This is a genomic window from Malikia spinosa, assembly GCF_002980625.1.
Classification (GTDB): domain Bacteria; phylum Pseudomonadota; class Gammaproteobacteria; order Burkholderiales; family Burkholderiaceae_C; genus Malikia; species Malikia spinosa.
The window spans coordinates 56,334-82,801 of record NZ_PVLR01000040.1; the positions used below are offsets into that span (position 1 = coordinate 56,334).

The following is a 26,468-nucleotide window of genomic DNA, read 5'->3' on the forward strand; positions in this document are numbered from 1 at the left end:
CGGCCAGACTATGCTGCAAGTAACTGATTTTCCAGAATATTCACAGCCCGCAAGGCATGGTCACGCCGCGCTTGGCCAAGGCGGCGGTGAAGATGCGCCAGCCATCGGCGATTTCGGGCAGGGGGTTGTGGCCGCGCTTGCCGCCGTCGAAGTAGCAGAACTTCTCGATTGCGGTCTGCTTGACTGCCCGCGGATTCTTGATCTCCGGGGAGGTGCTGTCGAGCAGCTTGAGATTGATTCCCGCTTCGACCAGGTAGGCCGCCATGTAGAAATCAGTCCCATTCAGGGCATAGTGAAGCGCTGAGCCGGAGAACGGGTCGACGTAGTTGAGATCGGCACCCCGCTCGACCAGCAGCTTGATGACGGGCAGGTTGTGTCCCATGACGGCGGCCTGCAGCATGGACAGGTCGTGGTACACGCCAGTGGATGGAAACCAGTTAGGTCCGATCCCGTGGGCCATTAGTACCTTCACGACTTCGGGGTCAGCGTTGTCGCGCGACACTGCGTAGTGCGGCACGTTGTTGCCATCCGACAGCATGGAAACCGGATCGGCGCCAGCCTTGAGCAGCAGCTCCATCACCTGCGGCGCGTTGCGACGTGCGCGCAGCGCGTAGTGCGTCACTGTCATGCCTTCTTGGCCGACGAACTTGACCGGCGTGCCGGCCTTGATCAGTTTCTCGATGCGGGTCAGATCGCCGTCCTGTGCCGCATTGGCCAGCTGGGCGACCCGCGGGTCGGCAAATACCTTGTCGGTCGTGACCATGGAGCCTCCAATGGCGGATTGAAAAAGAAAGAGCAGCTGGAACAGGAGTTCAGAGAAAATGCCCATGTTGTCCTCGCTATTTCCAGAGCATTCACAGCCCGCAGGGCATGGTCACGCCGCGCTTGGCCAAGGCGGCGGTGAAGACGCGCCAGCCGTCGGCGGCTTCGGGCAGTGGGTCGTCGCCGCGCTTGCCGCCGTCGAAATAGCAGAACTTCTCGATCGCGGTGCGTCGCACTGTGCGCGGATTTTTGATCTCGGGCGAGGTGCTGTCGAGCAGCTTGAGATTGATTCCCGCTTCGACCAGATAGGCCGCCATGTAGAAATCCGTCCCGTTCAGAGCATAGTGAAGCGCTGAGCCGGAGAACGGGTCGACATAGTTGAGATCGGCACCCCGCTCGACCAGCAGCTTGATGACGGGCAGGTTGTGTCCCATGACGGCAGCCTGCAGCATGGACAGGTCGTTGTACACGCCCTTGGGTGGAAACCAGTTCGGCCCGATCCCGTGCGTCATTAGTACCTTGACCACCTCGGGGTCGGCATTGTCACGCGAGACCGCATAGTGCGGCACGTTGTTGCCATCCGACAGCATGGAAACCGGATCGGCACCGGCTTTCAGCAGCAGCTCTATCACCTGCGGCGCGTTGCGACGCGCACGCAGCGCGTAGTGCGTCACTGTCATGCCTTCTTGGCCGACGAACTTGACCGGCGTGCCGGCCTTGATCAGTTTCTCGATGCGGGTCAGGTCGCCATCCTGTGCGGCATTGGCCAGCTGGGCGACCCGCGGGTCGGCGAACACCTTGTCTGTCGTGATCATGGAGCCTCCGATGGCGGATTGAAAAAGAAAGAGCAGCTGGAACAAGAGTTCAGAGAACATGCCCATGTGGTCCTCGCTAGCCTAGGGTCGGTCCGATGTAGTCGCTCGCCGGCCCGGGCAGACCGGTGCCGGCCAGCAGCTTGTTGATGTCGCCCGCCTTGCGGGTTTCCAGTCCGTGGATCACGCCGCCGATGCCATGCTGCTGCTCGAACGGCGCATCGTGGCCCTGTGCGGTCTTGCTCGCAATGCCGCGCACTGTACCGAGCGTGGGCGGGACATACCATTGGCCGCCGCTGTAGGCCAGGTTGCGCAGCGCCTCCTGTGGAGTGGTATTCAAGATGCGCCCCGCCAGTCCACGTGCGAGCGGCTGAGCTGACTCTGGCAGCAGCGCCAGCGGATCATTGACGCCGAGTTCTTTCGAGGCCCATTGGTTGGCTCGCGCCAGTTTTTGCAGGTTTTGGGCGCCGCCATAGAGCTTCTGCTGCATTGCGAACGAGTTCTGGAAGCTGGTCAGCGGATCGCCACCGCCTTCGCCCTCGGCGCGGTACTGCTGGAAGCGGCCGGCATGGGTCGCGAGTTTGGCCGGCGACATGTTCGCCGTCTTCGGATGCAGTCCAGTCGCGTTGAACATGCAGCCCTTAAGTCCGCCCGCGACGCCGGCTGCTTGCGCCTTGCCGCCGCCGAGCGAGTGTCCGGTGACTTCGGCGTCGGGAAAGCGTTCTTTCAGCTGATTTCCAAGTGCGGTCGCCGCATCGTATTGCCGAGTCTTGAGCCCGAGCGCCTGGTCATGGTCGGTCAGGATGTCTTCTGCCTCGCCGGTCGTGCCACGGAATGCCACCACGGTCTTGGGGTCGAACGGGAAATCGGGTGGTAGCTTGTAGATGACGGCCTTGGCATCGTTGACCAGCTTGGGACTCAGGCCGGCATCCTTTATCTCCTGCTCCGTCATCGCCTGCCAAGGCTCCGGCGGCTTCTTCTCCTTCGGCCCAGCCTTCGGGTCGTACTGGGCGTAGCTGTTGTCCGACAGCCTGGCCAGCTCGACCGCGTGCATGTCGGCTTTCAGCCGCTGCGCCGCGTCGCGCACGGTCGGGTCAGGGCTGCGCTCGCCATGCAGGAGCAACCGCTGGCGCTTCTCGATGCGCAGCCGGCGTGCCTGACCCGAGCTTTCGTCCAGACAGGGCAGGCAAGGCTGGCCGGCCGCGCGTTGCGGCAGGAATTTCCTTTCGATCTGATCGTTGGCGTCTTGCAATAGTTCGCTGATGGCCAGGTCGTACTGCCGCTTGCCGTAGCGGGGTACGTTGACCGCCGCCATCACCGTTGCTCCGGTAACAGTTGCGCCGACCACGCCGGCTGCCGCCACCTTGCGTGCCGCCAGATTCGCCGCCTCCACTTCGCCCATCCTGCCCTCAAGCTGCCGCCGGCCGGTATCCAGCATCAGATCCACGGCCCCGCTACCGAGATCGGCCGCCTTGCGCGCCAGCAGGATCCCTGATTCCAGATCGTCTATGCTGGATTCGAGCTGCTGGCGATTCCTCTCCTCCAGCATGTCGACCGCGCCGCGCGCGAACTGCTGTGCCAGGTCCGCCGCACTGGTGCCCATCTGCGCCAGCGCGCGCGCCTGGTTGATCTCGCCCTGGCCGAACGCCTCCAGCGCTTCCTGCATCACAACCCCGAAATCCTTCATGATTCCCCTCCCTCGCAGCAAAGCTGTGGTCGCCCCTGCCTGCGTGTTGATCTTCTTGATTGGCGCGAAAGCAGTCTAGGCCGTGCCAGGTGCAGCGTAAAGAGCCTTCGCTGTCAGAAAATGCAGCTGGGTCTGCCTCGGGTCAAGAAGGCAGGCATATCGTTTTCGTGCGTCACATGCGCGAAGGCCTTATATTCAAAGGTTTTCTGTTTCACCCTGGAGAGTCACGACATGAGCGAGCCCATCCGCCTTACCCAGTACAGCCACGGCGCCGGTTGCGGCTGCAAGATCTCGCCCCAGGTGCTCGAAGTCATCCTGGCCGGCAGCGGTGCGCAGAACCTCGACCCCAAGCTGTGGGTCGGCAACGCTTCGCGCGACGACGCGGCGGTCTACGCGATCGACGACGAGCGCGGCGTGGTCTCGACCACCGACTTCTTCATGCCGATCGTCGACGATCCGTTCGACTTCGGCCGCATTGCCGCGACCAATGCGATCAGCGACATCTACGCCATGGGCGGCGACCCGCTGATGGCGATCGCGATCCTGGGCTGGCCGGTCAATGTGCTGGCGCCCGAAGTCGCGCGCGAGGTGATCCGCGGCGGCCGTGCAGTCTGTGACGAAGCCGGCATCCCGCTCGCGGGCGGCCACTCGATCGACGCGCCCGAGCCGATCTTCGGCCTGGCCGTGACTGGTATCGTCGAGAAGCGCCACATGAAGCGCAACGACACTGGCACCGCCGGCAGCAAGCTTTTCTTGAGCAAGCCGCTGGGCATCGGCATCCTGACCACGGCCGAGAAGAAGTCCAAGCTGCGTCCGCAGGATGTGGGTCTGGCGCGCGACTGGATGTGCACGCTCAACAAGCCCGGCGCCCGCTTCGGCCGGCTGGCCGGCGTCACGGCAATGACCGACGTGACGGGCTTTGGCCTGCTCGGCCATCTGGTCGAGATGGCTGACGGCGCCGGCCTGACCGCGCGCCTCGACTATGCGGCCGTGCCGCGCCTGCCTGGCGTTGACTATTACCTGGCCGAGGGCTGTGTGCCGGGCGGCACCTTGCGCAACTTCGAGAGCTATGGCGACAAGATCGGCGCCCTCAGCGAGGAACAGAAGCAGCTGCTGTGCGACCCGCAGACCAGCGGCGGCCTGCTGGTCGCGGTCGAGCCCGCCGGCGAAGCCGAGTTCCTGGCCCTGGCGGCCGAACTGGGCCTGACGCTGGCGCCGATCGGCAGCCTTGAGCCGCGTGGCGCGCATTCGGTCGAGGTGATCTGATGCCCGAGTTGACCGACGAGTACCGCCAGATCTTCCTGCGCGGTGTCCCGATGCTGGACCTGCGCGCGCCGGTGGAGTTTGCCCAGGGCGCCTTCCCGGGCGCCGTCAACCTGCCGCTGATGAGCGACGAGGAGCGCGCCCGGGTTGGCACCTGCTACAAGCAGCAGGGTCAGGACGCGGCGATCAAGCTCGGCCATCAGCTGGTGTCGGGCCCGCTGCGGGCGCAGCGCATGGCGGCCTGGGCCGACTTCGTGCGCCAGCACCCCGACGGCGTGCTTTATTGCTTCCGCGGCGGACTGCGCTCGCAGACCGTGCAGCGCTGGTTGCACGAGGCCGGCATCGACTACCCGCGCGTGATCGGCGGCTACAAGGCGATGCGCACCTTCCTGATCGAGACCATCGAGCAGGCGGCTACCGAATGCGAGCTGATCGTCGTTGGCGGCATGACCGGCACCGGCAAGACCGACGTGATCGCCCAGCTCCCGCACGCGATCGACCTCGAGGGCCTGGCCAACCACCGCGGCTCGGCCTTTGGCAAGCGCAGCACGCCGCAGCCGACCAATATCGAGTTCGAGAACCGGGTTGCGATCGACATCCTCAGGAAACGCGAGGCCGGCATCAGTCAGTTCGTGGTCGAGGACGAAAGCCGCGCGATCGGTAGCTGCTCGCTGCCGCTGCCGCTGCATGGCGCGATGCAGACGGCGCCGCTGGTCTGGCTCGAGGACAGCTTCGAGAACCGGGTCGAGCGCATCCTGCGCGACTATGTCGTGAGCCAGCTCGACGACCATCTGGCCCTGCACGGGCCCGAGCAGGGCTTTGAGCGCTATGCCGAGCAGCTGCTCAAAAGCCTGGCCGGCATCACCAAGCGGCTCGGCGGCGAACGCTACCAGCGCCTGCACACCATCATGCAGGAGGCGCTGGTGCAGCAGCAGTCCAGCGGCGAGGTAGTGCGGCACCGTGACTGGATCGCCGGTCTGCTGCGCGAGTACTACGACCCGATGTATGCCTTCCAGCGCGAGAGCAAGGGCGCGCGCATCGTTTTCGCGGGCGAACAGGCGGCGGTGGTCGAGTTCCTGCGCGAGCGCGCGCACGCTCGGTCCAGCGCTGCCTGAATCGGCATCAGCACGGCACAGCCTGCCTGGCGTCCCAGCCGGCTGGCTGTCCTTAGCGCGTCAGCACCCGCCGCGCCAGCAGGCTGCCGGCGTCGACCAGCAGCACCAGCGCCAGCATCGCCAGCAGCAGGGTCGCGGTCTTGGGCATGTGGAACAGGCCGAGGTGGAACGACAGCAGCTGGCCCAGGCCACCGGCGCCGACCACGCCCAGCACGGTGGCGGCGCGGATATTGTTCTCCCAGCGATACAGCGCGTAGCTCAGCAGCTGCGGCAATACCTGAGGCAGGGTGGCCCAGAGCAGGATGCGGCCTTCGCCTACCCCCTGCAGCCGCAGCGCCGCGGCCGGGCCTGGCGCGGCGTTCTCCAGCGCCTCGGCAAAGAGACGGCCCAGCACGCCTGTCGTGTGCAGCGCCAGCGCCAGCGTGCCGGCAAAGGGGCCCAGCCCGGCCGAGATCAGCAGCAGCGTGGCCCAGACCAGCTCGGGGATCGAGCGCAGCGCATTGAGCAGCAGCCGGCTCGGGCCGCGCGCCCAGGCCCGGTCCTGCTGGTGCAGGCGTGCTGCCGGCAGCGCCAGCGCGAGCCCGGCCAGGCTCGCCAGCAGCGTGCCGAGCGCCGACATCGCCAGCGTCTCCCAGGCGCCGATCGCGACCTTGTGCAGGAAGGTGATCCCGAGCTCGGGCGGGTAGAACTCGGCCATGAAGCCGCCCATGCGGCTGATGGCGTCGCGCGACAGGAATTGCGCCCATTGCAGATCGAGCGACAGGAAGCTGGCGGCGACCAGGCCCAGCAGCAGGGCACCGAACAGCCAGCCTTGTCGGCCGGACTCGCTCTGGCGCACTGGCAGCGGCAAGGGTGGCTTGGCCTGGTTCGTACTGTCGATCGGCTTCATCCGAGTGCCTTCCTGAGTCCGGCGCTGACGCGATCGGCCAGCGCGACCAGTGCAATGAAGACCAGCAGCATGGTCGCGACCTCGCCGCCGGCAAACATCTTCATCGAACTGTCGAGCTGCTGTCCCAGGCCGCCGGCACCGACAAAGCCTAGCACGACCGAGCTGCGGATCGCGCATTCCCAGCGGTAGACCGTGTACGAGCTCAGCTCAGCCGCGCTGGCCGGCAGCAGCCCGTAGCAGAAGGCCTGCAGCCGGCTGCAGCCGTTGCGCAGCAAGGTGGTGCTGGCGTGGGTTTCGCCGCTCTCGAGGATTTCGGCATAGACCTTGCCCAGCATGCCGGCATAGGTCAGCGCGATCGCCAGCACGCCCGAGGTCGGCCCGAGTCCGACCACGCGCACGAACACCAGCGCCCAGACCAGCTCGGGCACGCTGCGCAGCACCGCCATCAGCATGCGCACGCCCTGGCGCAGCCAGAACGGTCCGCGCGCCATGCGTCCGCTTAAGGCCGAGACCGACAGCGCGCTGTTGGCCAGCAGTGCCAGCGGCACCGCCAGCAGCAGCGCCAGGCTGACGCCGGCAGTGGCCATCGCGACCGTGCGCCAGGTCTCGCGCGCGACCAGCAGCAGGAATTCCGGCTCATGCGCCAGCGGCCAGAAGCTGCCGAGGAAGTTGCCGCTCACGCGCAGGCTGTCGGGCTGCAGCAGCACCCAGGGTTTGAATTCGGTCGCCACCAGCAGTGGCCAGAGCAGCAGCAACGCGGCCACGCTCCAGAACAGGCGCTGCTGCAACGCCGGGTCGCGGCGCGGCACTGCCTGGGCCTGGGCCGGGTTCGGCTTGCCAGTCAAGAGCGGGGTCTTGCTCATGACGCTTGCCCGTTCAGCGGCATTGCATCACGACCGGCATGGCTTGGGCCAGCGGTGGGGTATCGTCGGCGGGGGCTGCACCATGCAGCTCCTGTTCGTGCTGCTCGTACAGGCGGGCCAACAGTTCGGGGCTGACCTGATCGGCTGGCAGGTCGAACATCAGCCGGCCGTCGCGCATGCCGATCACGCGCGGAAACTGCTGCAGCGCCACCTCGACCTGGTGCAGGGTCGTCACCAGCGTGACGCCGCGCACCTGGGCCTGTTCGCGCAGCACCGCAACCGCCTGGCGCGCACGCGTCGGGTCGAGCGAGGACAGTGGCTCATCGAGCAGCCAGAGCCGCGCTGGCGCCAGCATGGCGCGCGCCAGTCCGACCCGCTGGCGCTCGCCGCCCGACAAGCGGTCGACGCGCTGGAACAGCTTGTCGCCGAGGTCGAAGCGCTCCAGCGCCTCGAACACGGCCGGTATGTCTTGCGGCTTGAACAGCGATATCAGGCTCTCGATCGCGCCCATGGCCGGTAGCCGGCCCGCCAGCACTGCAGTCACGACCCGCTGGCGCGGCGGCAGCGGCGGCACTTGTGGCGCCAGGAACAGGTAGGCGCGCAGCCGGCGCAGTTCAGTGGCCGACAGCGTCCAGGGCTGCTGTCCGTCTAGCAGCAGACGACCGGTCGCGGGCCGAAGTGCGCAGCCCAGCAGCTGCAGCAGCGTGGTCTTGCCAGCGCCGGATGGGCCGATCACGGCCAGCTGCTCGCCAGGAGCGATGCGCAGATCAAGCGACTGCAGCGCCGCCGCCTGTCCGCTGCTGGCTTGCGGGTGACGGACGCTGACATCTTCCAGCGTCAGTGCCAGCCCCGGGCCGGCCAGTCTCACAGCAGTTCGGCGCTGCGTGCCGCAGCCTCGATGCCCTTGTAGTTGTCGGCCTGGGTCGGCACGAAGCGGGTCGCGCGCTGCAGCTCCAGGATCGCCTTGCCCTCGGCGCTGGCCGGGCTCAGGTCGAGGAAGGCTTTTGCGATCTTCTCGCGCAGCGCGGCCGGCATGTCGGCATGCACGGTCCAGTTGTAGTCGTAGTAGGTCGGGGTGGTGTAGAAGGCGCGCACCTTGGTGGTATCGACCTTCTTGTCGGCGACGAACTTGTCCCAGACCGAGATGTTGAGCGCGCCGGCCTGCACCTTGCCCGAGGCCACTGCCGCGATGGTCGCGTCATGTGCGCCGCTGTAGGCCACGCGCTTGAAGTCCTTTTCCGGGTTGACGCCGGCTTGCAGCAGGAAGCTGCGCGGCATCAGGTGGCCGCTGGTGGAGCTCTGCGAGCCGAAGCTCACATCCTTGCCCTTGAGGTCGGCCAGCTGCTGGATTGCCGGGTCGGCCGTGATGAAGACCGAGCGGAACTTCTCGTCCTCCGCGCGCTGCACCAGCGGGATCACCTTGCCGCCCGAGCGCACCTTGGCCTGGACAAAGGTGAAGCCGCCGAACCAGGCCAGGTCGACCTTGCGGTTGACCAGGGTCTCGACCGCCGCGGCGTAATCGCTGACCGGCGTGAACTCGACCTTCATGCCGAGGCGGCTCTCCAAGTACTTCACGAGCGGGGCGGCCTTGCGTGCGAGCTCGGTCGGCGATTCGTCGGGGATGGCGGTCACGCGCAGCACCTGGGGTGCAGTCTGGGCCTGGGCCAGGCCGGCGGCGCAAAGAAGGGCAGCGCCGAGCAGGCTGCGACGGACGGGGGAGATCAGATGTTGCTTCATGGCTTAGCCGTTCAATAGAGCTAAAAACGCATGAGCATAACCCAGGAAAACCTTCGCCCTGGTCGCAAGGGTGCATTCCATCAGGCGCTGCAGGGCTGGGATAATGCGTTCCAGCGTCTGGGCCCGTTCCGGGTTCCAGCATCCGATTTCCTTGTTTTTCCTGATCCCCCATCTATGGACTCGTCCACCGACGTCCTGGCGCGCCGCCTGCAAGAGTTGCGCGCCCTGCTGCACCACCACGCCCACCGCTACTACACGCTCGACGCGCCCGAGATTCCGGACGCCGAATACGACCGGCTGTTTCAAGAGCTGCAGGCAATCGAGGCCGCGCACCCCGACTGGGTCACGCCCGACTCGCCGAGCCAGCGCGTCGGCGGCAAGGTGCTCGACGGCTTTGCCACCGTGCGCCATCGCGTGCCGATGCTCAGCATCCGCACCGAGACCGATACCGAGGCCAGCGGCGCCGAGAAGTTCGAGCAGCAGCTGCGCTCCTACCTGGCGACCGAGCAGCGCAAGGTCGAGCGTGGCGAACGCCCGGCGCTGCTGCCGCTGTCGCAGTCCATCCTGCAAGGCGCGCCGATCGGCTTCGTCGCCGAGCCCAAGTTCGACGGTCTGGCGATCAGCCTGCGTTACGAGAGCGGCGTGCTGGTGCAGGCCGCCACCCGTGGCGATGGCGAGCAGGGCGAGGAGGTGACGCAGAACATCCGCACCATCGGCCAGATACCGCTGCGCCTCGATGCCCAGGCCACTGGCGCCTGGCCGGTGCCGCCGGTGCTCGAGGTGCGCGGCGAGGTCTACATGCGGCGCGACGACTTCGATGCGCTCAACGAGCGCCAGCGCGCGCGCATCGCTGCCGGCATCAAGGGCGAAAAGACCTTCGTCAACCCGCGCAATGCCGCTGCCGGCGCGGTGCGCCAGCTCGATTCGGCGATCGCGGCCGAGCGCCCCTTGAGCTTCTTTGCCTACGGCCTGGGCGACGTCACGCCCACGGAGCAGGGCGGGCCCGATTTCGCCAGCCACCACGAGCTGCTGCTGGCGCTGAAAAACTGGGGCCTGCCGGTGTCAGACCTGGTCGAGACCTGCATCGGTGCCGAGGCGCTGGTGGCCTATCACCGCCGCATCGGGGCCTTGCGCGACAGCCTGCCGTTTGACATCGACGGCGTGGTCTACAAGGTCGACGCGCTGGCGCTGCAGCGCGAGCTCGGCTTCGTCACCCGGGAGCCGCGCTGGGCGGTGGCGCACAAGTACCCGGCGCAGGAGCAGATGACCGAGGTGCTCGCGATCGAGGTCCAGGTCGGGCGCACCGGCAAGCTCACCCCGGTGGCCAAGCTGGCGCCGGTCTTCGTCGGCGGCGTCACGGTCTCGAACGCGACTCTGCACAACGAGGGCGAGGCCCGGCGCAAGGACGTGCGCGTGGGCGACCAGGTGATCGTGCGCCGCGCTGGCGACGTGATCCCCGAGATCGTCGCGGTGGTGCCGCCGGGCAGCGGATTGCCGCTCGATGCCGAAGCCGTCGCGCCTGAATCCTCGGCTGCCATTGAAGCCACGCCCGAAGCGGAGGTCGGGCTGGCGCAGGGCGATCTGTTCGCCGCCGCGCCAGCCCCGGCCCGTGGCGCGCTGTTCACGATGCCGTCCTGTTGTCCGGTCTGCGCCAGCGCGGTCGTGCGCGAGGAGGGCGAGGTCGATCACCGCTGCAGCGGCGGCCTGTTCTGTCCAGCGCAGCGCAAGCAGGCGCTGCTGCATTACGCGCAGCGGCGCGCGCTCGACATCGAGGGCCTGGGCGACAGATTGGTCGAGCAGCTGGTCGACCTCGGGCTGATCCGGACCCTGCCCGACCTGTATCAGCTCAGCGCCGAGCAGCTCGCCGGCCTGGACCGCATGGCCGAGAAGTCGGCGCAGAATCTGGTCGATGCGCTGGCGCAGGCGCGCCAGACCACGCTGGGCCGTTTCCTGTTCGGCCTTGGCATCCGCCATGTTGGCGAGGCCACGGCCAAGGAGCTGGCGCGCCATTTCGGCAGCCTGGACGCCATCATGGCCGCCAGCGAGGAGGCTTTGCTGCAGGTCGCCGATGTCGGCCCGGTGGTTGCGCACAGCATCACGACCTTCTTTGCCCAGCCGCATAACCGGGAGGTGGTGCAGCAGCTGCGCGCGGCCGGCGTGCACTGGCCCGAAGGCGCGCCCGCGGCCTCGACCGCCTTGCCGCTGGCCGGCCAGACCTATGTGCTGACCGGCACCCTGCCGACCCTGAGCCGTGACCAGGCCAAGGCCATGCTCGAAGCCGCCGGCGCCAAGGTCGCGGGCTCGGTCAGCAAGAAGACGCATTGCGTCGTCGCGGGTGCGGAGGCCGGCAGCAAGCTCGACAAGGCCAGGGAGCTCGGCGTGCGCGTGATCGACGAGGCCGGCCTGCTCGAGTTGCTGGCGCATCCGGCGGCCAGCGCGTAAAATGCAATTGCGACCGCGCATCAGGCGCGGCCTCCCAGGAGGAGACAAGATGGCCCTACGCGACATCCTCAGGATGGGAGACCCGCGCCTGCTGCGCCAGGCCCTGCCGGTTTCCCATTTTGACACCCCCGAGCTGCACCAGCTGTTGCAGGACATGCAGGACACGATGACGGCCGTCAATGGCGCCGGCCTGGCCGCGCCGCAGATCGGCGAGAACCTGCGCATCGTGATCTTCGGCAGCGGCCAGTTCAATCCGCGCTACCCCAAGCAGCCGCCGGTGCCGCGCACCGTGCTGATCAATCCGGTGCTGACCCCGCTCGGTCAAGACGAAGAGTCGGACTGGGAAGGCTGCCTGTCGGTGCCGGGCCTGCGCGGCCAGGTGCCGCGCTTCAAGCGCCTGCATTACCGCGGCTTCGATGCCTACGGTCAGCCGATCGAGCGCGAGGTCGAGGGCTTTCACGCCCGCGTGGTCCAGCACGAGTGCGACCACCTCGACGGCAAGCTCTACCCGATGCGCATGCGCGACTTCAGCCAGTTCGGTTACACCGACGTGCTGTTCCCGGGCCTCGACACGCTGCCCGACGACTGATCGCTTCCGGCCGTCGTCTCAGCCTCAGTCCTTGACCGCCTCGAGCAGTTCGGTCTCGATCTCGATCTGCTCGCGGTTGTGCTGCAGCGCCGGCCCGCTGATCAGGAAGGTGTCCTCGACCCGCTCGCCCAGCGTCGTGACCTTGGCCAGCTGCAGGTTGATCTCGTGGCGTGCCAGCACGCGTGCGATGCTGTAGAGCAGCCCGACCCGGTCGCAGGACGAGATCGTCAGCACCCAGCGCTGGGCCTTCTCGTCCGGGTGCAGCGTGACCCGCGGCAGCACCGGAAAGCATTTGACCCGGCGCGACTGGCGGCCGCGGCTGGGCGTGGGCAGCGGCCCGCGCAGCTCCAGCGTGCGCGCGAGCTCGACCTCCACCATCGCGATCAGCTCGCGGTAATGCTCGGACAGGTCGGGCGAGATCAGCTGGAAGGTGTCGAGCGCGTGGCCGTCGCGCGTGGTGTGGACCTTGGCGTCCAGGATGCTGAAGCCCGCGCCGTCGAAATAGCCACAGATGCGCGCGAACAGGTCGGGCTGGTCGGCGGTGTAGACCAGCACCTGCAGCCCCTCGCCCTCGGGCGAGGGCCGCGCGCGCACCAAGGTCGGGTGCGTCGCGCCGGCAGCAAGCTGCGACAGCGGGCGCGACAGCATGCGGGTATGCCAGGCGATCTCGTCGCCCTGGTGCCGCATGAAATAGCTCACGTCGAGCTGGTCCCACAGCGCCTTGTGCGCCATGTGCGGCAGCGTGTGCAGCGCCAGCAGCGTCAGCGCCTCGCGCTTGCGCGACTCGATCACCGCACCCTGGTCCGGTGCCCGGCCACCCAGGGCACGCAGCGTGGCGCGGTACAGGTCTTCCAGCAGGCGGCCCTTCCAGGCATTCCAGACCTTGGGACTGGTGCCACGGATGTCGGCCACCGTCAGCAGATAGAGCGCGGTCAGCCCCCTTTCGTTGCCGACCCGCTTCGCGAACGCCTCGATCACGTCCGGATCGCTCAGGTCCTGCTTTTGCGCCACATGGCTCATGGTCAGGTGCTCGCCGACCAGGAAGCTGATCAGGTCGCTGTCCTCGCGCGCTATGCCGTGCTCGCGGCAAAAGCGCCTGACCTCGAGCATGCCGAGCTGCGAATGGTCGCCGCCACGCCCCTTGGCAATGTCGTGGAACAGCGCCGCCGTGTACAGCAGCCAGGGCTTGTCCCAGCCCGCGGCCAGCTGCGAGCAGAACGGGTATTCGTGCGAATGCTCGGGGATGAAGAAGCGGCGCATATTGCGCACCACCATCAGGATATGCTGGTCCACCGTGTAGACGTGGAACAGGTCATGCTGCATCTGGCCGACGATGTTGCGGAACACCCACAGATAGCGTCCGAGCACCGAGGTCTGGTTCATCAACCGCAGCGCGTGCATCAAACCCTCGGGCTGCTGCAGGATCTGCAGGAAGGTGGCCCGGTTGCGCGGGTCGCGCCGGAAGGCGCCGTTCATGACCGAACGCGCGTTGTAGAGCGCACGCAGCGTGCGTGCCGACAGGCCCTGGATGCCGGGCTCGCTCTGGAACAGCAGGAAGGTCTCGAGGATGGCCTCGGGATGCTCGTGGTAGAGCTGGTCGCTGGCGACCTCGAGCATGCCGCCCTTGTCGAGGAAGCGCTCGTTGATCGGGCTCAGGGAGACGCCGGCTTCACCGGTGCGTTCGTTGATGCGATCCTGCAGGTTCAGCAGCAGGATCTGGTTGAGCTGGGTCACGGCCTTGGCGGCCCAGTAGTAGCGCCGCATCAGCTGCTCGCTGGCGCGGCGTGCGCCGCGCGTGCTGGCGACCGATCCGGCCTCGGGCGGGGCGGCCCGGTAGCCGAAGGAGTCGGCCAGCGTGGCCTGCAGGTCGAACACCAGCCGGTCCTCGCGGCGGCGCGCGAGCAGGTGCAAGCGCGCGCGGATCAAACTCAGCAGGGCCTCGTTGGACTTGATCTGGCGTACCTCCAGTGGCGTGGCCAGTCCGTTGCGACCGAGCTCGTCCCAGCTGCAGCCCAGGCCAGCCGCCTTCGAAGTCCAGAGCAGGACTTGCAGGTCGCGCAGTCCGCCCGGGGATTCCTTGCAGTTGGGCTCGAGCGAGTAGGGCGAGTTCTCGAATTTCTGGTGGCGCTGCTGCAGTTCGAGCAGCTTGGCCGTGAAGAAGGCAGCCGGGTCCATCGCGGCGGTCAGTGCCTGGTCGAGCGCCTGCCAGGCCTCGCGCTGCCCGGCCACCAGCCGGTTTTCCAGCAGCGAGGTCTGCACCGTGATGTCCTGGGCTGCCTCGGCCAGGCATTCGCTGCGGCTGCGCACGCTTGAGCCGATCTCGAGCCCGATGTCCCAGCAAGCGCCGATGAAGGACTCGATCCGGGTCCTGAGCGCTTCGTCCTGCTCGAGCTGCACGCCCTCGTGCACCAGCACCAGCACATCGACGTCGGAGTAGGGAAACAGCTCGCCGCGGCCATAGCCGCCGACGGCCACCAGCGCCATTTCCGGGTCGAAGCCCGCGCCTTGCCACAAGGTCTGCAGCACCGAGTCGGTGCAGCGGCTCAGTCGCCGCAGCAAGCCCCGGATGGCGCGCGAATGCGGGCCCAGCGCGGCGATCTCGGCCAGCACCGCCGACTTGTCCTCCCGGTAGCGTTGTCTGAGGGCGGGCAGGTCGAGGGTGTCGGTCGTCATGTCGGGGTGGTGCGAGGCAAGCTCAGAAGGAGTCGGAAGGACCTAGCAAAAATCAGGCCGAAGCGGCGGTCTGGATGAAGGCCGGGATCGGCGGCATGCCGTCCGACAGGGTCAGCACCTCGTAGCCGGTCTCGGTCACCAGCACCGTGTGCTCCCACTGCGCCGACAGCGAGCGGTCCTTGGTCACGATGCCCCAGCCGTCGTTCATCTCCTTGAGTTCGCGCCGGCCCTGGTTGATCATCGGCTCGATCGTGATCGTCATGCCGGCCTTGAGCTCCATGCCGGTGCCGGGCTTGCCGTAGTGCAGCACCTGCGGGTCCTCGTGGAACTTCTCGCCGATGCCGTGGCCGCAGAACTCGCGCACCACCGAGTAGCCGGCAGCCTCGGCGAAGACCTGGATCGCGTGTCCGATGTCGCCCAGGCGTGCGCCGGCCTTGACCTGGGCAATGCCCTTCCACATCGCGTCATGGGTGACCTGGCACAGGCGCTTGGCCGCCGTCGAGGCCTCGCCGACGATGAACATGCGACTGGTGTCGCCATGCCAGCCGTTCTTGATCGTCGTGATGTCCAGGTTGACGATGTCGCCCTTCTTGAGCGGCTTGTCGTTCGGGATGCCATGGCAGATCACATGGTTGACCGAAGTGCAGATGCTCTTCGGGTAGGGAATGCCGCCATGCGGGGCGTAGTTCAACGGGGCCGGGATGCAGCCCTGCACATCGACCATGTAGTCGTGCGCCAGCTTATCGAGTTCGTTGGTGGTGACGCCGGGTTTGATGAAGGGCTCGAGGTAGTCGAGCACTTCGGCCGCGAGGCGGCAGGCGATGCGCATGGCGGCGATGCCGGCGGCATCCTTGATGGTGACGGTCATGGCCGGAACCTTATCCAGAAAAGGCCTGCCTGGAACGGCTCGGACTCGAGGTCCGATCCGGTCTTTCCTGGCAGTACCTGAGTGAAGAAACAAGGCCGCTCGACGAGCAGCCAGGGCAGAGAACTACATGCCGCGGCGCGCCATGCAGCCTGCTCTGCAACGATGTGGTTGCAGGGATTTTACGTTCGAAGCCAGGGCTGCATCCTGGCAGCCCGGGAAACAACATCGGCCTCAGGGTCGTCGGCTGCGCAGTCGCCCTGATGCTCCGGCCTTCTGGGTGCGCTCGCGCACAGACGCGATGCCCCATTGGCGTCATCTTCAATCCTGACTTGTTCAAGGAGATCAGCATGGAGACACCCGTTTGCACCAGTTCTCGCTGGAGCACCGCCGCCCTGGGTGCCTACGCGGGCTTGTCGTCGCCGGAGCTGTCGACCCTGGTCGAGCATCTGCGGCTGTGTCGTGGCTCGGCGGGCCGTCTGTTCGCCTTGCGCTGCCTGCTCGAAACTCTCAACGGCTTCGTCGCCGCCCGCTTCGTCACCACGCTGGTGACGCTGGCGCTGTTGATCGGTGTCAGCGCGCAGGTGCGATAAGGCATGGCCAGATCCGAACTGTGGCGACTGTTACCCGATGCGTCTGCTGACCTGTGCCGCATCCTTGATCCCGGGCCAGGCCCGGTTCAGCCCCCGATCCGGTCCGAGATCTTTGGCCTGCAGCGCTTTGCCCAGCATGGCCAGAGCCTGGGCGAGACCCATCGCGTGGCCGAGACCCGCTCGCGTGGCGCCAGCTTCTTTCCGCGCCTGCAGGACAACATCCAGATGCTGCGCACGGCCTGTGCCTATCTGGGCGCGCAGGCGGGCCAGGGCTATGACGTCAGCCCGGCGGCCGAATGGCTGCTCGACAACTCCCATGTGATCGAGGCGCAACTGCAGGAAGTCCACGAGGGCTTGCCGCGCCGCTATTTCCAGGCCCTGCCCAAGCTGCTCGATCCGCCGCTGGCCGGCTTGCCGCGCATCTACGGCGTGGCCTGGGCTTTCGTCGCTCATACCGACAGCGCCTTCGACGAGGAGTTGCTGATCCAGTTCCTGCTCGCCTATCAGCAGGCGCGCGAGCTCAGACTGTGCGAGATCTGGTCGCTGCCGACCACCTTGCGCGTGGTGCTGATCGAGAACCTGCGCCGCCTGGCCGAGCGCGAGGCGACCCACAAGGCCGCGCGCGAAGTGGCCAATCTGTGCTGCGACCGCCTCGACAGTTTCAGCTTGGAGGCACTGGACCAGTTGCTGGCCTGGCTCGAGCGGCGCGGTGTCGGCCAGGCTTTCCTGCTGCAGATGGCGCAACGCCTGCAGGTGCGTCGGGCCACCGATCACGCGCTGCATCAGGAATGGCTGCGCCACGCGCTGCCGGATCTGGCTGCCTGGCAGACGCAACAAGGCATCGACCAGGCCGCCGACAACCTGAGCGTCAGCAACGCGCTGACTTCGCTGCGCACGATCGCGGCGGCCGAATGGCCGGACATCGTGGCCCGCACCAACCCCCTGATGCAGCTGATGCTGACCTCGCCCTTGTTCGAGGCCGAGGATGGCGCCACGCGCGACCAGACCCTGCACGGCATCGAACGGCTGGCCCGGCGCGGTCGGCGCAACGAGTGGGAGGTCGGAAAGACATTGCTCGATCTGATGCAATCCGACCCTGGCGCCGGCCCGGCCGTGGCCAGCCATTGGCTGACCGGGCCCGGCAGACCGGCGCTGGTGCGTGCACTCGGCTTGCCCGCCCGCGTGGCCTGGTCCTGGCGTGTCGTCAGCCGCCAGCTGGCCTTGCCCGTCTACCTGGGCGCGCTGCTGTCTGGCAGCCTGGGGCTGGTTGGCTGGCTGCTGCTGCGCCATCACGCCGGCCCGGCTGGCGTGACTGAGCCGAGTTGGAGGCTGGCGCTGCTCGTGCTGCTGATGCTGTTTCCGGCTTCGGAGGCGGTGGTGGCCGTGATCAACCGCCTGATCAGCGAGTCCGTGCCGCCCGACCGCTTGCCGCGTCTGGCGCTGGCACAGGGCATTCCGGCCGAACATCGGGTGCTGGTCGTGATCCCCTGCCTGCTGACCAGCGAGGCTTCGGTCGACGCTCTGGTGCACCGCTTGCGCCTGCATTACCTCGCCAATCCGGAGCGCCAGGCCCAGTTTGCCCTGCTGAGCGACTGGGCGGATGCCGATCAGGCGCAAATGCCAACGGATGCCGCCTTGTTGAACCGGGCCACGCAGCAGATCATGGCGCTCAATGCGCGCCACCCCAGGCTCCAGTCAGAGGAGCAGGGCGTGCAGGACCGGCAGAAGGCACCGAAGGCACCGGAATTGCCGGCTGCGCCGCGCTTCATCCTGCTGCACCGGGCCCGTCAGTTCAGCGAGACCGAGCAACGCTGGATCGGCTGGGAGCGCAAGCGCGGCAAGCTCGAAAGCCTGGTCGCTGCTCTGGCCCAGGGTGAGTCCAGCGCCTTCATGAACCTGGGCGAGTTGTCCCGCCTCGACTGGGCGGCCCTTTATCTGGTCACGCTCGACAGCGACACCCAGTTGCCGCCCGGACGGTTGCGCGAGCTCGTCAGCATCGCCGCCCATCCGCACAACCAGCCGCAGCTCGATGCCGAAGGCCGCCGCGTGGTCGCCGGCTACGGCATCCTGCAGCCGCGCATCGTCACGCCGCTGCCCGGGCCGCATGAATTCACCCGCTTTCACTGGCTGTTTGCCGGTCAGTGTGGCGTCGACCCCTATAGCGCCGCCAGTTCGGAGGTCTATCAGGACCTGTTTCGGGAAGGGACCTTCACTGGCAAGGGGCTGCTCAATGTGCGGGCCATGCACGCCATGCTGTCAGGTCGCCTGCCCGAAGGCCAGGTGCTGAGCCACGACCTGCTCGAGGGCGCGCTGGCCCGTTGCGCCGCAGTGACTGACATCACGGTGATCGAGGACGCTCCCTTCCATGCCGATGTCGCGACCTCGCGCGTGCACCGCTGGACCCGTGGCGACTGGCAGCTGCTGCCCTTCCTGTTGAGCGCCGGGCGCTACCGCCTGCGCGCGGTCAACCGCTGGAAGATGTTCGACAACCTGCGCCGTTCGCTGGTGGCACCGATGTCGCTGGCGCTGTTGCTGCTGACGCTGGCCGGCGCTCCTCTGTCGCCCTGGGCGGCGCTGGCGCTGGTGCTGGCCGCCTTCGCGGCCGGGCCGCTGCTGGGCGCGCTGGCCGGTCTGGCGCCGGGGCGCCCCGATGTGGCCCGGCTCCGCTTCTACCGCCAGGCCCTGATCGATCTGGCGCGCGCCTGCTGGGGCGGACTCTGGCATCTGGTCCAGTTGCAGCAGCAGGCGCTGCTGGCGCTCGACGCGATGGCGCGCGCGCTCTACCGCATGGGCTTGAGCCAGCGCCATCTGCTGCAGTGGACCACGGCTGCCGCAGCCCAGGCCCAGGCCAGGACCGGGTTGGTCGCGCTGCTGCGGCTGCATTGGAAGGAACCGGTGCTGGCGCTGGGCCTGCTCGCCGGGCTTCTGAGCCTGGCCACGCCTTGGCCAGTGCTGTCGATCCTGTTGTGTCTGCTCTGGGCCTTGGCGCCGGTCGTGACCTGGTGGGCCAGCCGGCCTTGTCCGCCGAGCCAGCAGGCAGTGCTGTCGCCCGATCAAGCGCGCTATCTGGAGGGCGTCGCCCGCGAGACCTGGCGCCTGTTCGAGCGCTGTGTCGGCGCGCCGGATCACCATCTGCCGCCCGACAACCTGCAGACCTGGCCTTACGACATGGTCGCGCATCGCACTTCGCCGACCAATATCGGCCTCTACCTGCTGAGCGTGGCCTGCGCGCGCCAGTTCGGCTGGATCGGCACCCAGGACCTGTTGGGCCGGCTCGAGGCGACGCTGGCCACGCTGCTGAGCCTGCAGCGCCATCGCGGCCATTTCCTCAACTGGTACGACACCCAGACGCTGGTGCCGCTGCTGCCGAGCTATGTCTCGACCGTGGACAGCGGCAACCTGAGCGGCCATCTGCTCGCGGTCGGCCAGGCCTGTCTCGAGCTGGCGCAGGCACCCCATGACGCCAGCGCGGCGCAGCACGCACTGCGGGCCTCGCGGCAAAGGTTGGTCCCGTTGCTGGAGTGCTGGCCGGACCTGGCAGGCCAGCAGGCGCTGGCGCAGCTGCTGGCCATGCCCGACCCGCTGCCGCCTGACCCGGGGGCCGAGTTCGGACGGCTGCTGCAGGCCGCCAGTGACGAACTGGCCGCCTGGCAACCCGAGGCGACCGAGCTGCTGCCGCTGGAGGCGACCCTCAAGTCGGGCTCGCATGATCAGCTGTGCTGGCTGCTGTCGGACCATCTCGCGATGCTGCGCTCGGCCTGGCTCGATGCCCAGGCCCGGGCCAGTGGCGAAACCTCGGACGCGACGCAGCGCCTGCATTCACTGGCACATGAATTCGGCCTGCTGGCCTGGCAGGCCGACTTCACCTTTCTCTATCACCCCAAGCGCCACCTGTTGCACATCGGCTACCGGGTCGCCGAGCAGCAGCTCGATGCCGGCCTCTATGACCTGCTGGCCTCGGAGTCGCGCCTGACCAGCCTGCTGGCCATCGCCAAGGGCGACTTGCCGGTCAGGCATTGGTCTGCACTGGGCCGCCCCTTCTTTGCCAGCGGCGCCCAGGCCGGCCTGCGCTCCTGGTCGGGCTCGATGTTCGAATACCTGATGCCGGGCCTGGTGCTGGCCGAACCTGCTGGCAGTGCCTTGTTTGAAGCCTGTGCCTCGGCGCTGCGCGCCCAGATCGCCTTTGGCACCGAGCGCGGCCTGCCCTGGGGCATCTCGGAGTCGGCCCATGCCGGCCAGGACCATACCCTGGCCTACCAGTACGCGCCGCAAGGCGTGCCGAGCCTGGCGCTGCGTCGCACCCCGGCCGAGGAGCTGGTGATCGCACCCTATGCCACCGCGCTGGCCGCGCAGCACCAGCCCCAGCTTGCCGTCGCCAATTTCGCCGCACTGGAAAAACTGGTTGGGCGCGCGCGCTATGGCTTCATCGAGGCGCTGGATTTTTCTCCTGCCAGGCAGGCCGACAAGCAGCCGTTTCGGCCGGTGCAGACCTTCATGGCGCACCACCAGGGCATGAGCCTGATTGCGCTGGCCAATCTGCTGCTCGGCGCGCCGGCCCAGCGCTGGGGCATGGCCAATGCGCATATCGAGGCCGTTGCCTCGCTGCTGCACGAGCGCGCGCCGCGCGAACTGCCCGCTTGCTGCGCGCAGGCGCCCGTGCTGCCGCCCCAGCCGCTGTCGCGCCCGGCACCGCGCCTGCTGCGCGAGCTGGTGCCGGGCCAGGCGGCCATCGAGTCCACCCATCTGCTCTCGAACGGACGCTACCACGTGACCCTGCGCGCCAATGGTGCCGGCTGGAGTCGCTGGGGCCAGGCGGCCCTGACGCGCTGGCGCGACGACGCGCTGCGCGATGCCCATGGCCATTTCTTTTACCTGCGCCGGCTTGGCCAGGAGCGCGACGCTGCCGCCAGCCGGCCGGTCTCGATCACGCAGCATCCCGCTCCCGATCCAGCCGCGCAGTACAGGAGCACCTACCATGCCGACCGTATTTGTTTCGATGCCCGTTGGCCGGATCTGGCCGCCCATCTGATGGTCTGGGTCAGTCCGGAGGACGACATCGAGTTCCGCGAGGTCGAATTGCGCAACCTGGGCGACAGCCCGCTCGAGCTCGAACTGATGTCGGCGTTCGAGGTCGCGCTGACCGATCCGCGCGCCGACGAAGCCCATCCGGCCTTCACCAACCTGTTCGTGCGTGCCCAGTGGCAGCCGCAGCACCAGGCGCTGCTGTTCGAGCGCCAGCCGCGCCTGCCGACCGAGCCGGCGCTGAGCCTGGCGCATTTCCTGGTCTGCAGCGGCACGCCAGTGCAGGAGCTGCGCGTGCTGGCCGACCGGCAGCGCTGGCGCGGCCGCCAGCAGGACTGCAGCCAGCCGCTGGCCGATTTTTCGGCCGGACCCGCTGCATCGGCGGGCATCGCCGAGCCTGCGCCAGGCGTGCCGCCGCTGGAGCTCGACACCGGCCTCGATCCGGTCTGTGCCATGTCGCTGCGCCTGCGCATCGAGCCCCATGCCAAGGTCAGGCTGACCTTCGCCACCGCGGCCTCCGATCACGCCGCGACCCTGCATGCCGTGATCGACAAGTACCGCCAGCACAGCCATGTGCAGCGCGCCTCGCTGATGTCGGCCACGCTGAGCCGGATTCGCCTCGACGCCCTCGGCATCACGGCCGACAACTTTGCGCTGATCCAGACCCTGACCACGGCCGTGGTGCTGAGCCTGACACGCCCGCAGGCCAGTTCGCTCGCGCCGCAACAGGCTGGCGTTTGCGACCGTCGCCTGCTGTGGCGCTTCGGCATCTCGGGCGACCGCCCCATCATCCTGGTGCGGGTCAACGGGGTGCAGAACCTGGGACTGTTGCGTTCGCTGGCACAGGCGCTGCGCCTCTGGACCTGGGGTGGCCTGGCCTGCGACCTGGTGGTGCTCAGCACCGAGCCCAATTCCTACCAGATGAGCTTGCACCGTGACATCGCCTCGCTGCGCGAGCGCTACGAGGCCAACATCACGCCGCTTGCGTCGGCTGCCGGTCCCATCAATACCGGCTTTCATGTGCTGCGCGTCGACGAGCTCGGCAGCGCTGAAACCGGCACGCTCGACAGCCTGGCCAGGCTGGTCTTCCATGCCGATGGTCGCCCGCTGCAGCAGCATCTGCGCGAATGGCTGGCCGAGCATGAACAGGCGCGCGCCAACCGGAGTCAAGTCCCGGTCGCTGTGCTGGTCGCTGCCTCGCCGGTCAGGACGGCAGAACCGCAAGGGGAATTCGAGCCGGAGACCGGCGAGTTCAGCTTCGAGACCGGGTCCGGGCTGCGTCCGGCCCGGCCCTGGGTCAATGTGCTGGCCAATCCGGCCTTCGGTGCCTTGCTTTCGGAGGCCGGCGGCGGCTACAGCTGGGCCGTCAACAGCCGCTTGAACCAGCTCACCGCCTGGTCCAATGACCCGGTGGCCGATCCGCCCTCCGAATGCTTACTGCTGCAGGATCTGAGCCGTCGCGAGGCCTGGAGCGTGACCCCCAATGCCTGGGGCGACAGCCAGCTGCGCTATCGCGTCTCGCACGCGCCGGGCCTAAGCCTGATCAGCCATCGCCGGGGTGAGCTGGAGGTGACCGCCTGCTGGTGCGTCGATCCCCAGACCTCGGTCAAGCAGATCAGCCTGCGCCTGGTCAACCATGGCCGGCGCCCGTTGCAGCTGCGCGTGCTGGCGCTGGTCGAGTGGTTGCTGGGCGCGAGCCGGGCCGACCGCAACACGGTCCATGCCGCGCTGCATCGCCAGCGCCTGTCCAGTCTGCCGCCCTCGGGCCGGGCCGATCAGGCCGAGCCTGTGGCCACGCTCACGGCCTTGCTCGGCACGCAAACCGAGCAGGCCGGTGGCTTCGGCCAGGGCACGGCCTTCCTGGCCACCGTCCAGCATGAGGGCCAAGCCACCGACTGGACCTGCGACCGGCGCGAGTTCTTCGACCCGGGCGGCGGCTTGTGCTGGCCCGATCAGCTGGGCCAGCGCCAGGGCGCCGGACTCGATCCTTGCGCGGCACTGGCGACAACGTTGCTGCTGTCCCCCGGCCAGGCGCTGGAGCAAAGGTTCCTGCTCGGCTATGCCGCTGACCCCGAGGCGGCCCGCCAACTGGCCCAGGCGGCGGCACTCAAGCCGTCCGGGCAGCGCCAGGACGAGGTGCGCGCCAGCTGGGACCAGCTGCTCGGGGCGACCCAGGTCAAGACGCCCGACCCCCTGTTCGATCTGATGGTGAATCGCTGGCTGCTGTATCAGACCGTGGCTTGCCGCCTGTGGGCCAAGGCCGGTTTCTACCAGGCCGGCGGGGCCACGGGTTTTCGGGATCAGCTGCAGGACGCGCTGGCGCTGGCCTGGGCGGCACCGGATCTGCTGCGCCAGCAGATCCTGCTGAGCGCCTCGCGTCAGTTCATCGAGGGCGATGTGCAGCATTGGTGGCATGCGCCGAGCGGGGCAGGGGTGCGCACCCATATCTCGGACGATCTGCTCTGGCTGCCGCATGCCTGTCTGCATTACCTGCGCGCCACCGGCGAGCTGGAGTTGCTCGAGCAGAACCTGCCCTTTCTCGAAGGCCCGGCCATCCCCGAGCAGGCGGAAGACTGGTATGGCGTGCCGACGGTCAGTGCCCAGCAGGCCACGGTCTACGAGCATTGCGCGCTGACGCTGGACCGCAGCTTGCGCGTCGGCGCGCATGGCCTGCCGCTGATGGGCAGCGGTGACTGGAACGACGGCATGAACCGCGTTGCGCACGAGGGTCGCGGCGAGTCGGTCTGGCTGGGCTGGTTCCTGTGCCGCCTGGTGGCTGATTTCGCGCCGCTGGCGCGCGCGCGCGGCGATCAGGACCGGGCCCAGCGCTGGGAAAGCGCCGCCCAGGGCTGGCAGTCGGTGCTCAACGGCGCGGCCTGGGATGGTCGCTGGTTCAAGCGTGCCTTCTTCGATGACGGCCGGGCGCTGGGCTCCGAGGCCAATGCCGAATGCCGCATCGACCTGATCGCGCAGGCCTGGAGCGTGCTGTCGGGCGTGGCCGATCCCGACTTGCAGCGCCAGGCGATGGCTTCGGTACAGGCCTATCTGGTCGATTCCGAGGCCGGCTTGATCCGCTTGCTCGATCCTCCCTTTTCGCATGCCAGCCGCCCCAGCGTCGGTTATATCCAGGCTTATCCGGCCGGCGTGCGCGAGAACGGGGCCCAGTACACCCATGCCGGAGTCTGGGCCTTGATGGCGCAGGCCGAGCTGGCCCGGCAAAGCCCGTCAGAAGGCCGGCTGGCCGACCAGGTCTACGACTACTTCACCTACCTGAGTCCGGCCCACAAGGCGGCTGATCCGGTCTGGGGCCCGCGCTACCGCCTCGAGCCCTATGTCTTGGCCGGCGATGTCTACAGCCAGCCGCCCTATGTCGGGCGTGGCGGCTGGAGCTGGTACACCGGGTCTGCCGCCTGGCTGCACCGGGCCGCGATCGAGTCGATGCTGGGCTTGCAGCTCGAAGCCAGGACGCTGCAGTTCAGGCCCTGCCTGCCCGAGCATTGGCCACAGGTCGAATTGACGCTGCGCCGCGCGGGCCGCCGCCTGCACTTTGTGCTGCTGCGCGCCACCGCGGCCGAGGCGCTGGCCCGCACCGAGCCGCTGGCGGCGCAGCTGCTGCGCCCCGGCCAGTCATTGGCCTGGGCTGAGCTGGCGTCGGACGCCAGCTTCGTGATACCGCTGCTCGATGACAGCTCGCCTGACTAGCAGGCACGCAAAAAACCCGGCTCTGTGGCCGGGTTGAAGGCTTTTCGCTCCCTGAGATGCTAAGTTCTTCTTGCCCGCATGGAAACCGGGGGCGCAGGGCGGCGCTTACCTGTCCTTGTCCTTGCTGGCATCCTGCATCTTCTCGCCCGCTTTCTCAAGCTGCTGGCCGAGCTTGTCTGCCGCTTCCTTGAGCTGCTCGGCCGCCTTTTCGCTGGCCTGGTCGATTTCCTTGCCGGCCTTTTCGGCCGGTCCTTCCTGCTTCTGGCAAGCCGACAGTGCCAGCACCAGGGCCGACATGGCCACTGCCGAGCCCATGAGTCTGTTCATCTTCATGATTCTCCCTCGCGTTGCAGCAGCAAGGCTGCAGTGAGCGCTCCCGCTGCGAGCGCGCCCACTGCGCCAGTTTTCACTTCTTGATTTCGTGACCGATCAGGCCGCCGATCGCGGCGCCGCCCACGGTGCCCGCGGTGCTGCCACCGGTCAGGATCGAGCCGCCAATGGCGCCAGCGCCGGCACCGATGGCCGTGCTTTTCTCTTGCTGCGTCATGCCCGAGCAAGCGCCCAAGGCCAGTAGCGCGACGATGCCGGCCGTGCCAAGTGTCAATCGAAGGGTCGTTTTCATGTCATTGCTCCAGTTTGAAGTGGCTGTTGCAGCCGCGTGTGTCGATGACTTGCATTCCGACGGATCACCTCAAGCAACCAGTCTAATCGCATACCGAAAGATGCGGTATTTTCATTTCTTACTAGCTGAATCATGGATTTTTCGCTGACTGGCGAATCATATCGCTCAGAGTATTCCGAGTAACAGCAGAACCAGAACGGTGGCCGTTGCCAGACCGACCAGTCCGCTGGGTCGATAGCCCCAGCTTCGACTGTGCGGCCAGCCCGGCTCCCCCTGGCTGCGCTGTGGTGTCGAGTTCGGCACCTGACCAGCTTGACAGCGGGCCAGTTCCGGTTCCGTTCGGTGGCAGACACAAGCGCAGTCGTTTGAGGGGAATGTGGCGGAAATGTGGTGGGAATCGGGCCTGCTGGCCTGGCGCGCCAGGGCCGCTGGCGATCAAGCCGGAGCGTGGCTAGACCCCGCCCAGGAAGCCCGCGGACTGTCATGACGCTGAAAAATACCGCGCGCCGGCAAAATACCCCGGATCACAGGATACAATTGCGGCTTAGTCGGAGCGTAGCGCAGCCTGGTAGCGCATCTGCTTTGGGAGCAGAGGGTCGCGAGTTCGAATCCCGCCGCTCCGACCATCCTACAAAAGGCCCACATGTTGGGCCTTTGTTTCGTCAGGCGTACTGCCCGTAGCTCAACTGGATAGAGCAGCTGCCTTCTAAGCAGCAGGTCGGGGGTTCGAGTCCCTCCGGGCAGACCAGCGTTCCCTCTGTGAAAATCCCTTGTCCAGCGCAAAACCAGGGCGGATGCAGAGGAATTCCGCTGGATGATTGTCCGGTGCAAG

The 26,468-nt window shown here is 67.4% G+C and carries 18 protein-coding genes and 2 tRNA genes; 8 read left to right on the forward strand and 12 right to left on the reverse strand.

Annotated elements, in window-relative coordinates; genetic code table 11:
- Positions 1–40 precede the first annotated feature (40 nt).
- The 3 genes from C6P61_RS13545 to C6P61_RS13555 form a co-directional block, all read right to left on the reverse strand.
- A complete protein-coding gene (locus C6P61_RS13545; RefSeq protein WP_170067393.1) occupies positions 41–763 on the reverse strand; it encodes an ankyrin repeat domain-containing protein in 723 nt (240 codons plus the stop codon).
- A 91-nt stretch (positions 764–854) separates the two neighbouring features.
- The gene (locus tag C6P61_RS13550) at positions 855–1,577 is read right to left on the reverse strand and encodes an ankyrin repeat domain-containing protein (RefSeq protein WP_170067394.1); all 723 of its coding nucleotides are present in this window, start codon (positions 1,575–1,577) and stop codon (positions 855–857) included.
- A gap of 76 nt (positions 1,578–1,653) precedes the next feature.
- Positions 1,654–3,261 (reverse strand): Tle-like phospholipase domain-containing protein, encoded by a 1,608-nt coding sequence (locus C6P61_RS13555; protein WP_146115057.1) that lies wholly within the window; start codon positions 3,259–3,261, stop codon positions 1,654–1,656.
- Between the two features lie 231 nt (positions 3,262–3,492).
- Here C6P61_RS13555 and selD point away from each other — a divergent pair, with 231 nt between their 5' ends.
- Together selD and mnmH are read left to right on the forward strand one after the other, a co-directional pair.
- Positions 3,493–4,527 (forward strand): selenide, water dikinase SelD, encoded by a 1,035-nt coding sequence (gene selD / locus C6P61_RS13560; protein ID WP_105730460.1) that lies wholly within the window; start codon positions 3,493–3,495, stop codon positions 4,525–4,527.
- Positions 4,527–5,639, forward strand: a complete 1,113-nt coding sequence (gene mnmH, locus C6P61_RS13565; RefSeq protein ID WP_105730461.1) for a tRNA 2-selenouridine(34) synthase MnmH — start codon at positions 4,527–4,529, stop codon at positions 5,637–5,639. The genes selD and mnmH overlap by 1 nt, the downstream gene beginning before the upstream one ends.
- 52 nt (positions 5,640–5,691) lie before the next feature.
- Here mnmH and phnE read toward each other — a convergent pair whose 3' ends face one another.
- Genes phnE through C6P61_RS13585 form a run of 4 tightly spaced genes read right to left on the reverse strand, consistent with a single transcriptional unit; the run spans position 5,692 to position 9,128 of the window.
- Complete coding sequence (gene phnE / locus C6P61_RS13570) at positions 5,692–6,528, reverse strand: phosphonate ABC transporter, permease protein PhnE (protein WP_105730462.1); 837 nt, start codon at positions 6,526–6,528, stop codon at positions 5,692–5,694.
- Positions 6,525–7,391: a PhnE/PtxC family ABC transporter permease gene (locus C6P61_RS13575; protein WP_105730463.1), complete on the reverse strand. Its 867-nt coding sequence runs from the start codon at positions 7,389–7,391 to the stop codon at positions 6,525–6,527. Before C6P61_RS13575 ends, phnE begins: the two co-directional genes overlap by 4 nt.
- A 13-nt stretch (positions 7,392–7,404) precedes the next feature.
- Positions 7,405–8,238 carry a phosphonate ABC transporter ATP-binding protein gene (locus C6P61_RS13580; protein WP_105730492.1) on the reverse strand — a complete coding sequence of 278 codons (834 nt, stop codon included), beginning with the start codon at positions 8,236–8,238 and terminating at the stop codon, positions 7,405–7,407.
- A 17-nt stretch (positions 8,239–8,255) separates the two neighbouring features.
- A complete protein-coding gene (locus C6P61_RS13585; RefSeq protein ID WP_105730464.1) occupies positions 8,256–9,128 on the reverse strand; it encodes a putative selenate ABC transporter substrate-binding protein in 873 nt (290 codons plus the stop codon).
- Positions 9,129–9,302: 174 nt separating this feature from the next.
- Here C6P61_RS13585 and ligA point away from each other — a divergent pair, with 174 nt between their 5' ends.
- Positions 9,303–11,570, forward strand: a complete 2,268-nt coding sequence (gene ligA / locus C6P61_RS13590; RefSeq protein WP_105730465.1) for an NAD-dependent DNA ligase LigA — start codon at positions 9,303–9,305, stop codon at positions 11,568–11,570.
- Between the two features lie 49 nt (positions 11,571–11,619).
- The gene (def, locus tag C6P61_RS13595; protein ID WP_105730466.1) at positions 11,620–12,159 is read left to right on the forward strand and encodes a peptide deformylase; all 540 of its coding nucleotides are present in this window, start codon (positions 11,620–11,622) and stop codon (positions 12,157–12,159) included.
- Positions 12,160–12,183: 24 nt separating this feature from the next.
- Here def and C6P61_RS13600 read toward each other — a convergent pair whose 3' ends face one another.
- Together C6P61_RS13600 and map are read right to left on the reverse strand one after the other, a co-directional pair.
- Complete coding sequence (locus C6P61_RS13600) at positions 12,184–14,832, reverse strand: [protein-PII] uridylyltransferase (protein ID WP_105730467.1); 2,649 nt, start codon at positions 14,830–14,832, stop codon at positions 12,184–12,186.
- Positions 14,833–14,884: 52 nt separating this feature from the next.
- Positions 14,885–15,700: a type I methionyl aminopeptidase gene (map, locus tag C6P61_RS13605; RefSeq protein ID WP_105730468.1), complete on the reverse strand. Its 816-nt coding sequence runs from the start codon at positions 15,698–15,700 to the stop codon at positions 14,885–14,887.
- Positions 15,701–16,047: 347 nt separating this feature from the next.
- Between map and C6P61_RS13610 the strand changes: the two genes are divergently transcribed.
- A complete protein-coding gene (locus C6P61_RS13610) occupies positions 16,048–16,290 on the forward strand; it encodes a hypothetical protein (RefSeq protein ID WP_146115058.1) in 243 nt (80 codons plus the stop codon).
- A 3-nt stretch (positions 16,291–16,293) separates the two neighbouring features.
- Positions 16,294–25,014, forward strand: a complete 8,721-nt coding sequence (locus tag C6P61_RS13615; protein ID WP_105730470.1) for a glycoside hydrolase family 94 protein — start codon at positions 16,294–16,296, stop codon at positions 25,012–25,014.
- 105 nt (positions 25,015–25,119) lie between these two features.
- Here the strand turns inward: C6P61_RS13615 and C6P61_RS13620 are convergent, their stop codons facing one another.
- The 3 genes from C6P61_RS13620 to C6P61_RS13630 form a co-directional block, all read right to left on the reverse strand.
- The gene (locus C6P61_RS13620; protein ID WP_211296981.1) at positions 25,120–25,347 is read right to left on the reverse strand and encodes a hypothetical protein; all 228 of its coding nucleotides are present in this window, start codon (positions 25,345–25,347) and stop codon (positions 25,120–25,122) included.
- A gap of 73 nt (positions 25,348–25,420) precedes the next feature.
- Positions 25,421–25,636, reverse strand: a complete 216-nt coding sequence (locus C6P61_RS13625; RefSeq protein WP_105730471.1) for a glycine zipper 2TM domain-containing protein — start codon at positions 25,634–25,636, stop codon at positions 25,421–25,423.
- 165 nt (positions 25,637–25,801) lie between these two features.
- Positions 25,802–25,939 (reverse strand): DUF3309 family protein, encoded by a 138-nt coding sequence (locus tag C6P61_RS13630; RefSeq protein ID WP_105730472.1) that lies wholly within the window; start codon positions 25,937–25,939, stop codon positions 25,802–25,804.
- A gap of 246 nt (positions 25,940–26,185) precedes the next feature.
- Between C6P61_RS13630 and C6P61_RS13635 the strand changes: the two genes are divergently transcribed.
- A tRNA-Pro gene (locus C6P61_RS13635) sits at positions 26,186–26,262 on the forward strand.
- 45 nt (positions 26,263–26,307) lie between these two features.
- Positions 26,308–26,384: transfer RNA gene (locus C6P61_RS13640), tRNA-Arg, on the forward strand.
- Positions 26,385–26,468: the final 84 nt, after the last annotated feature.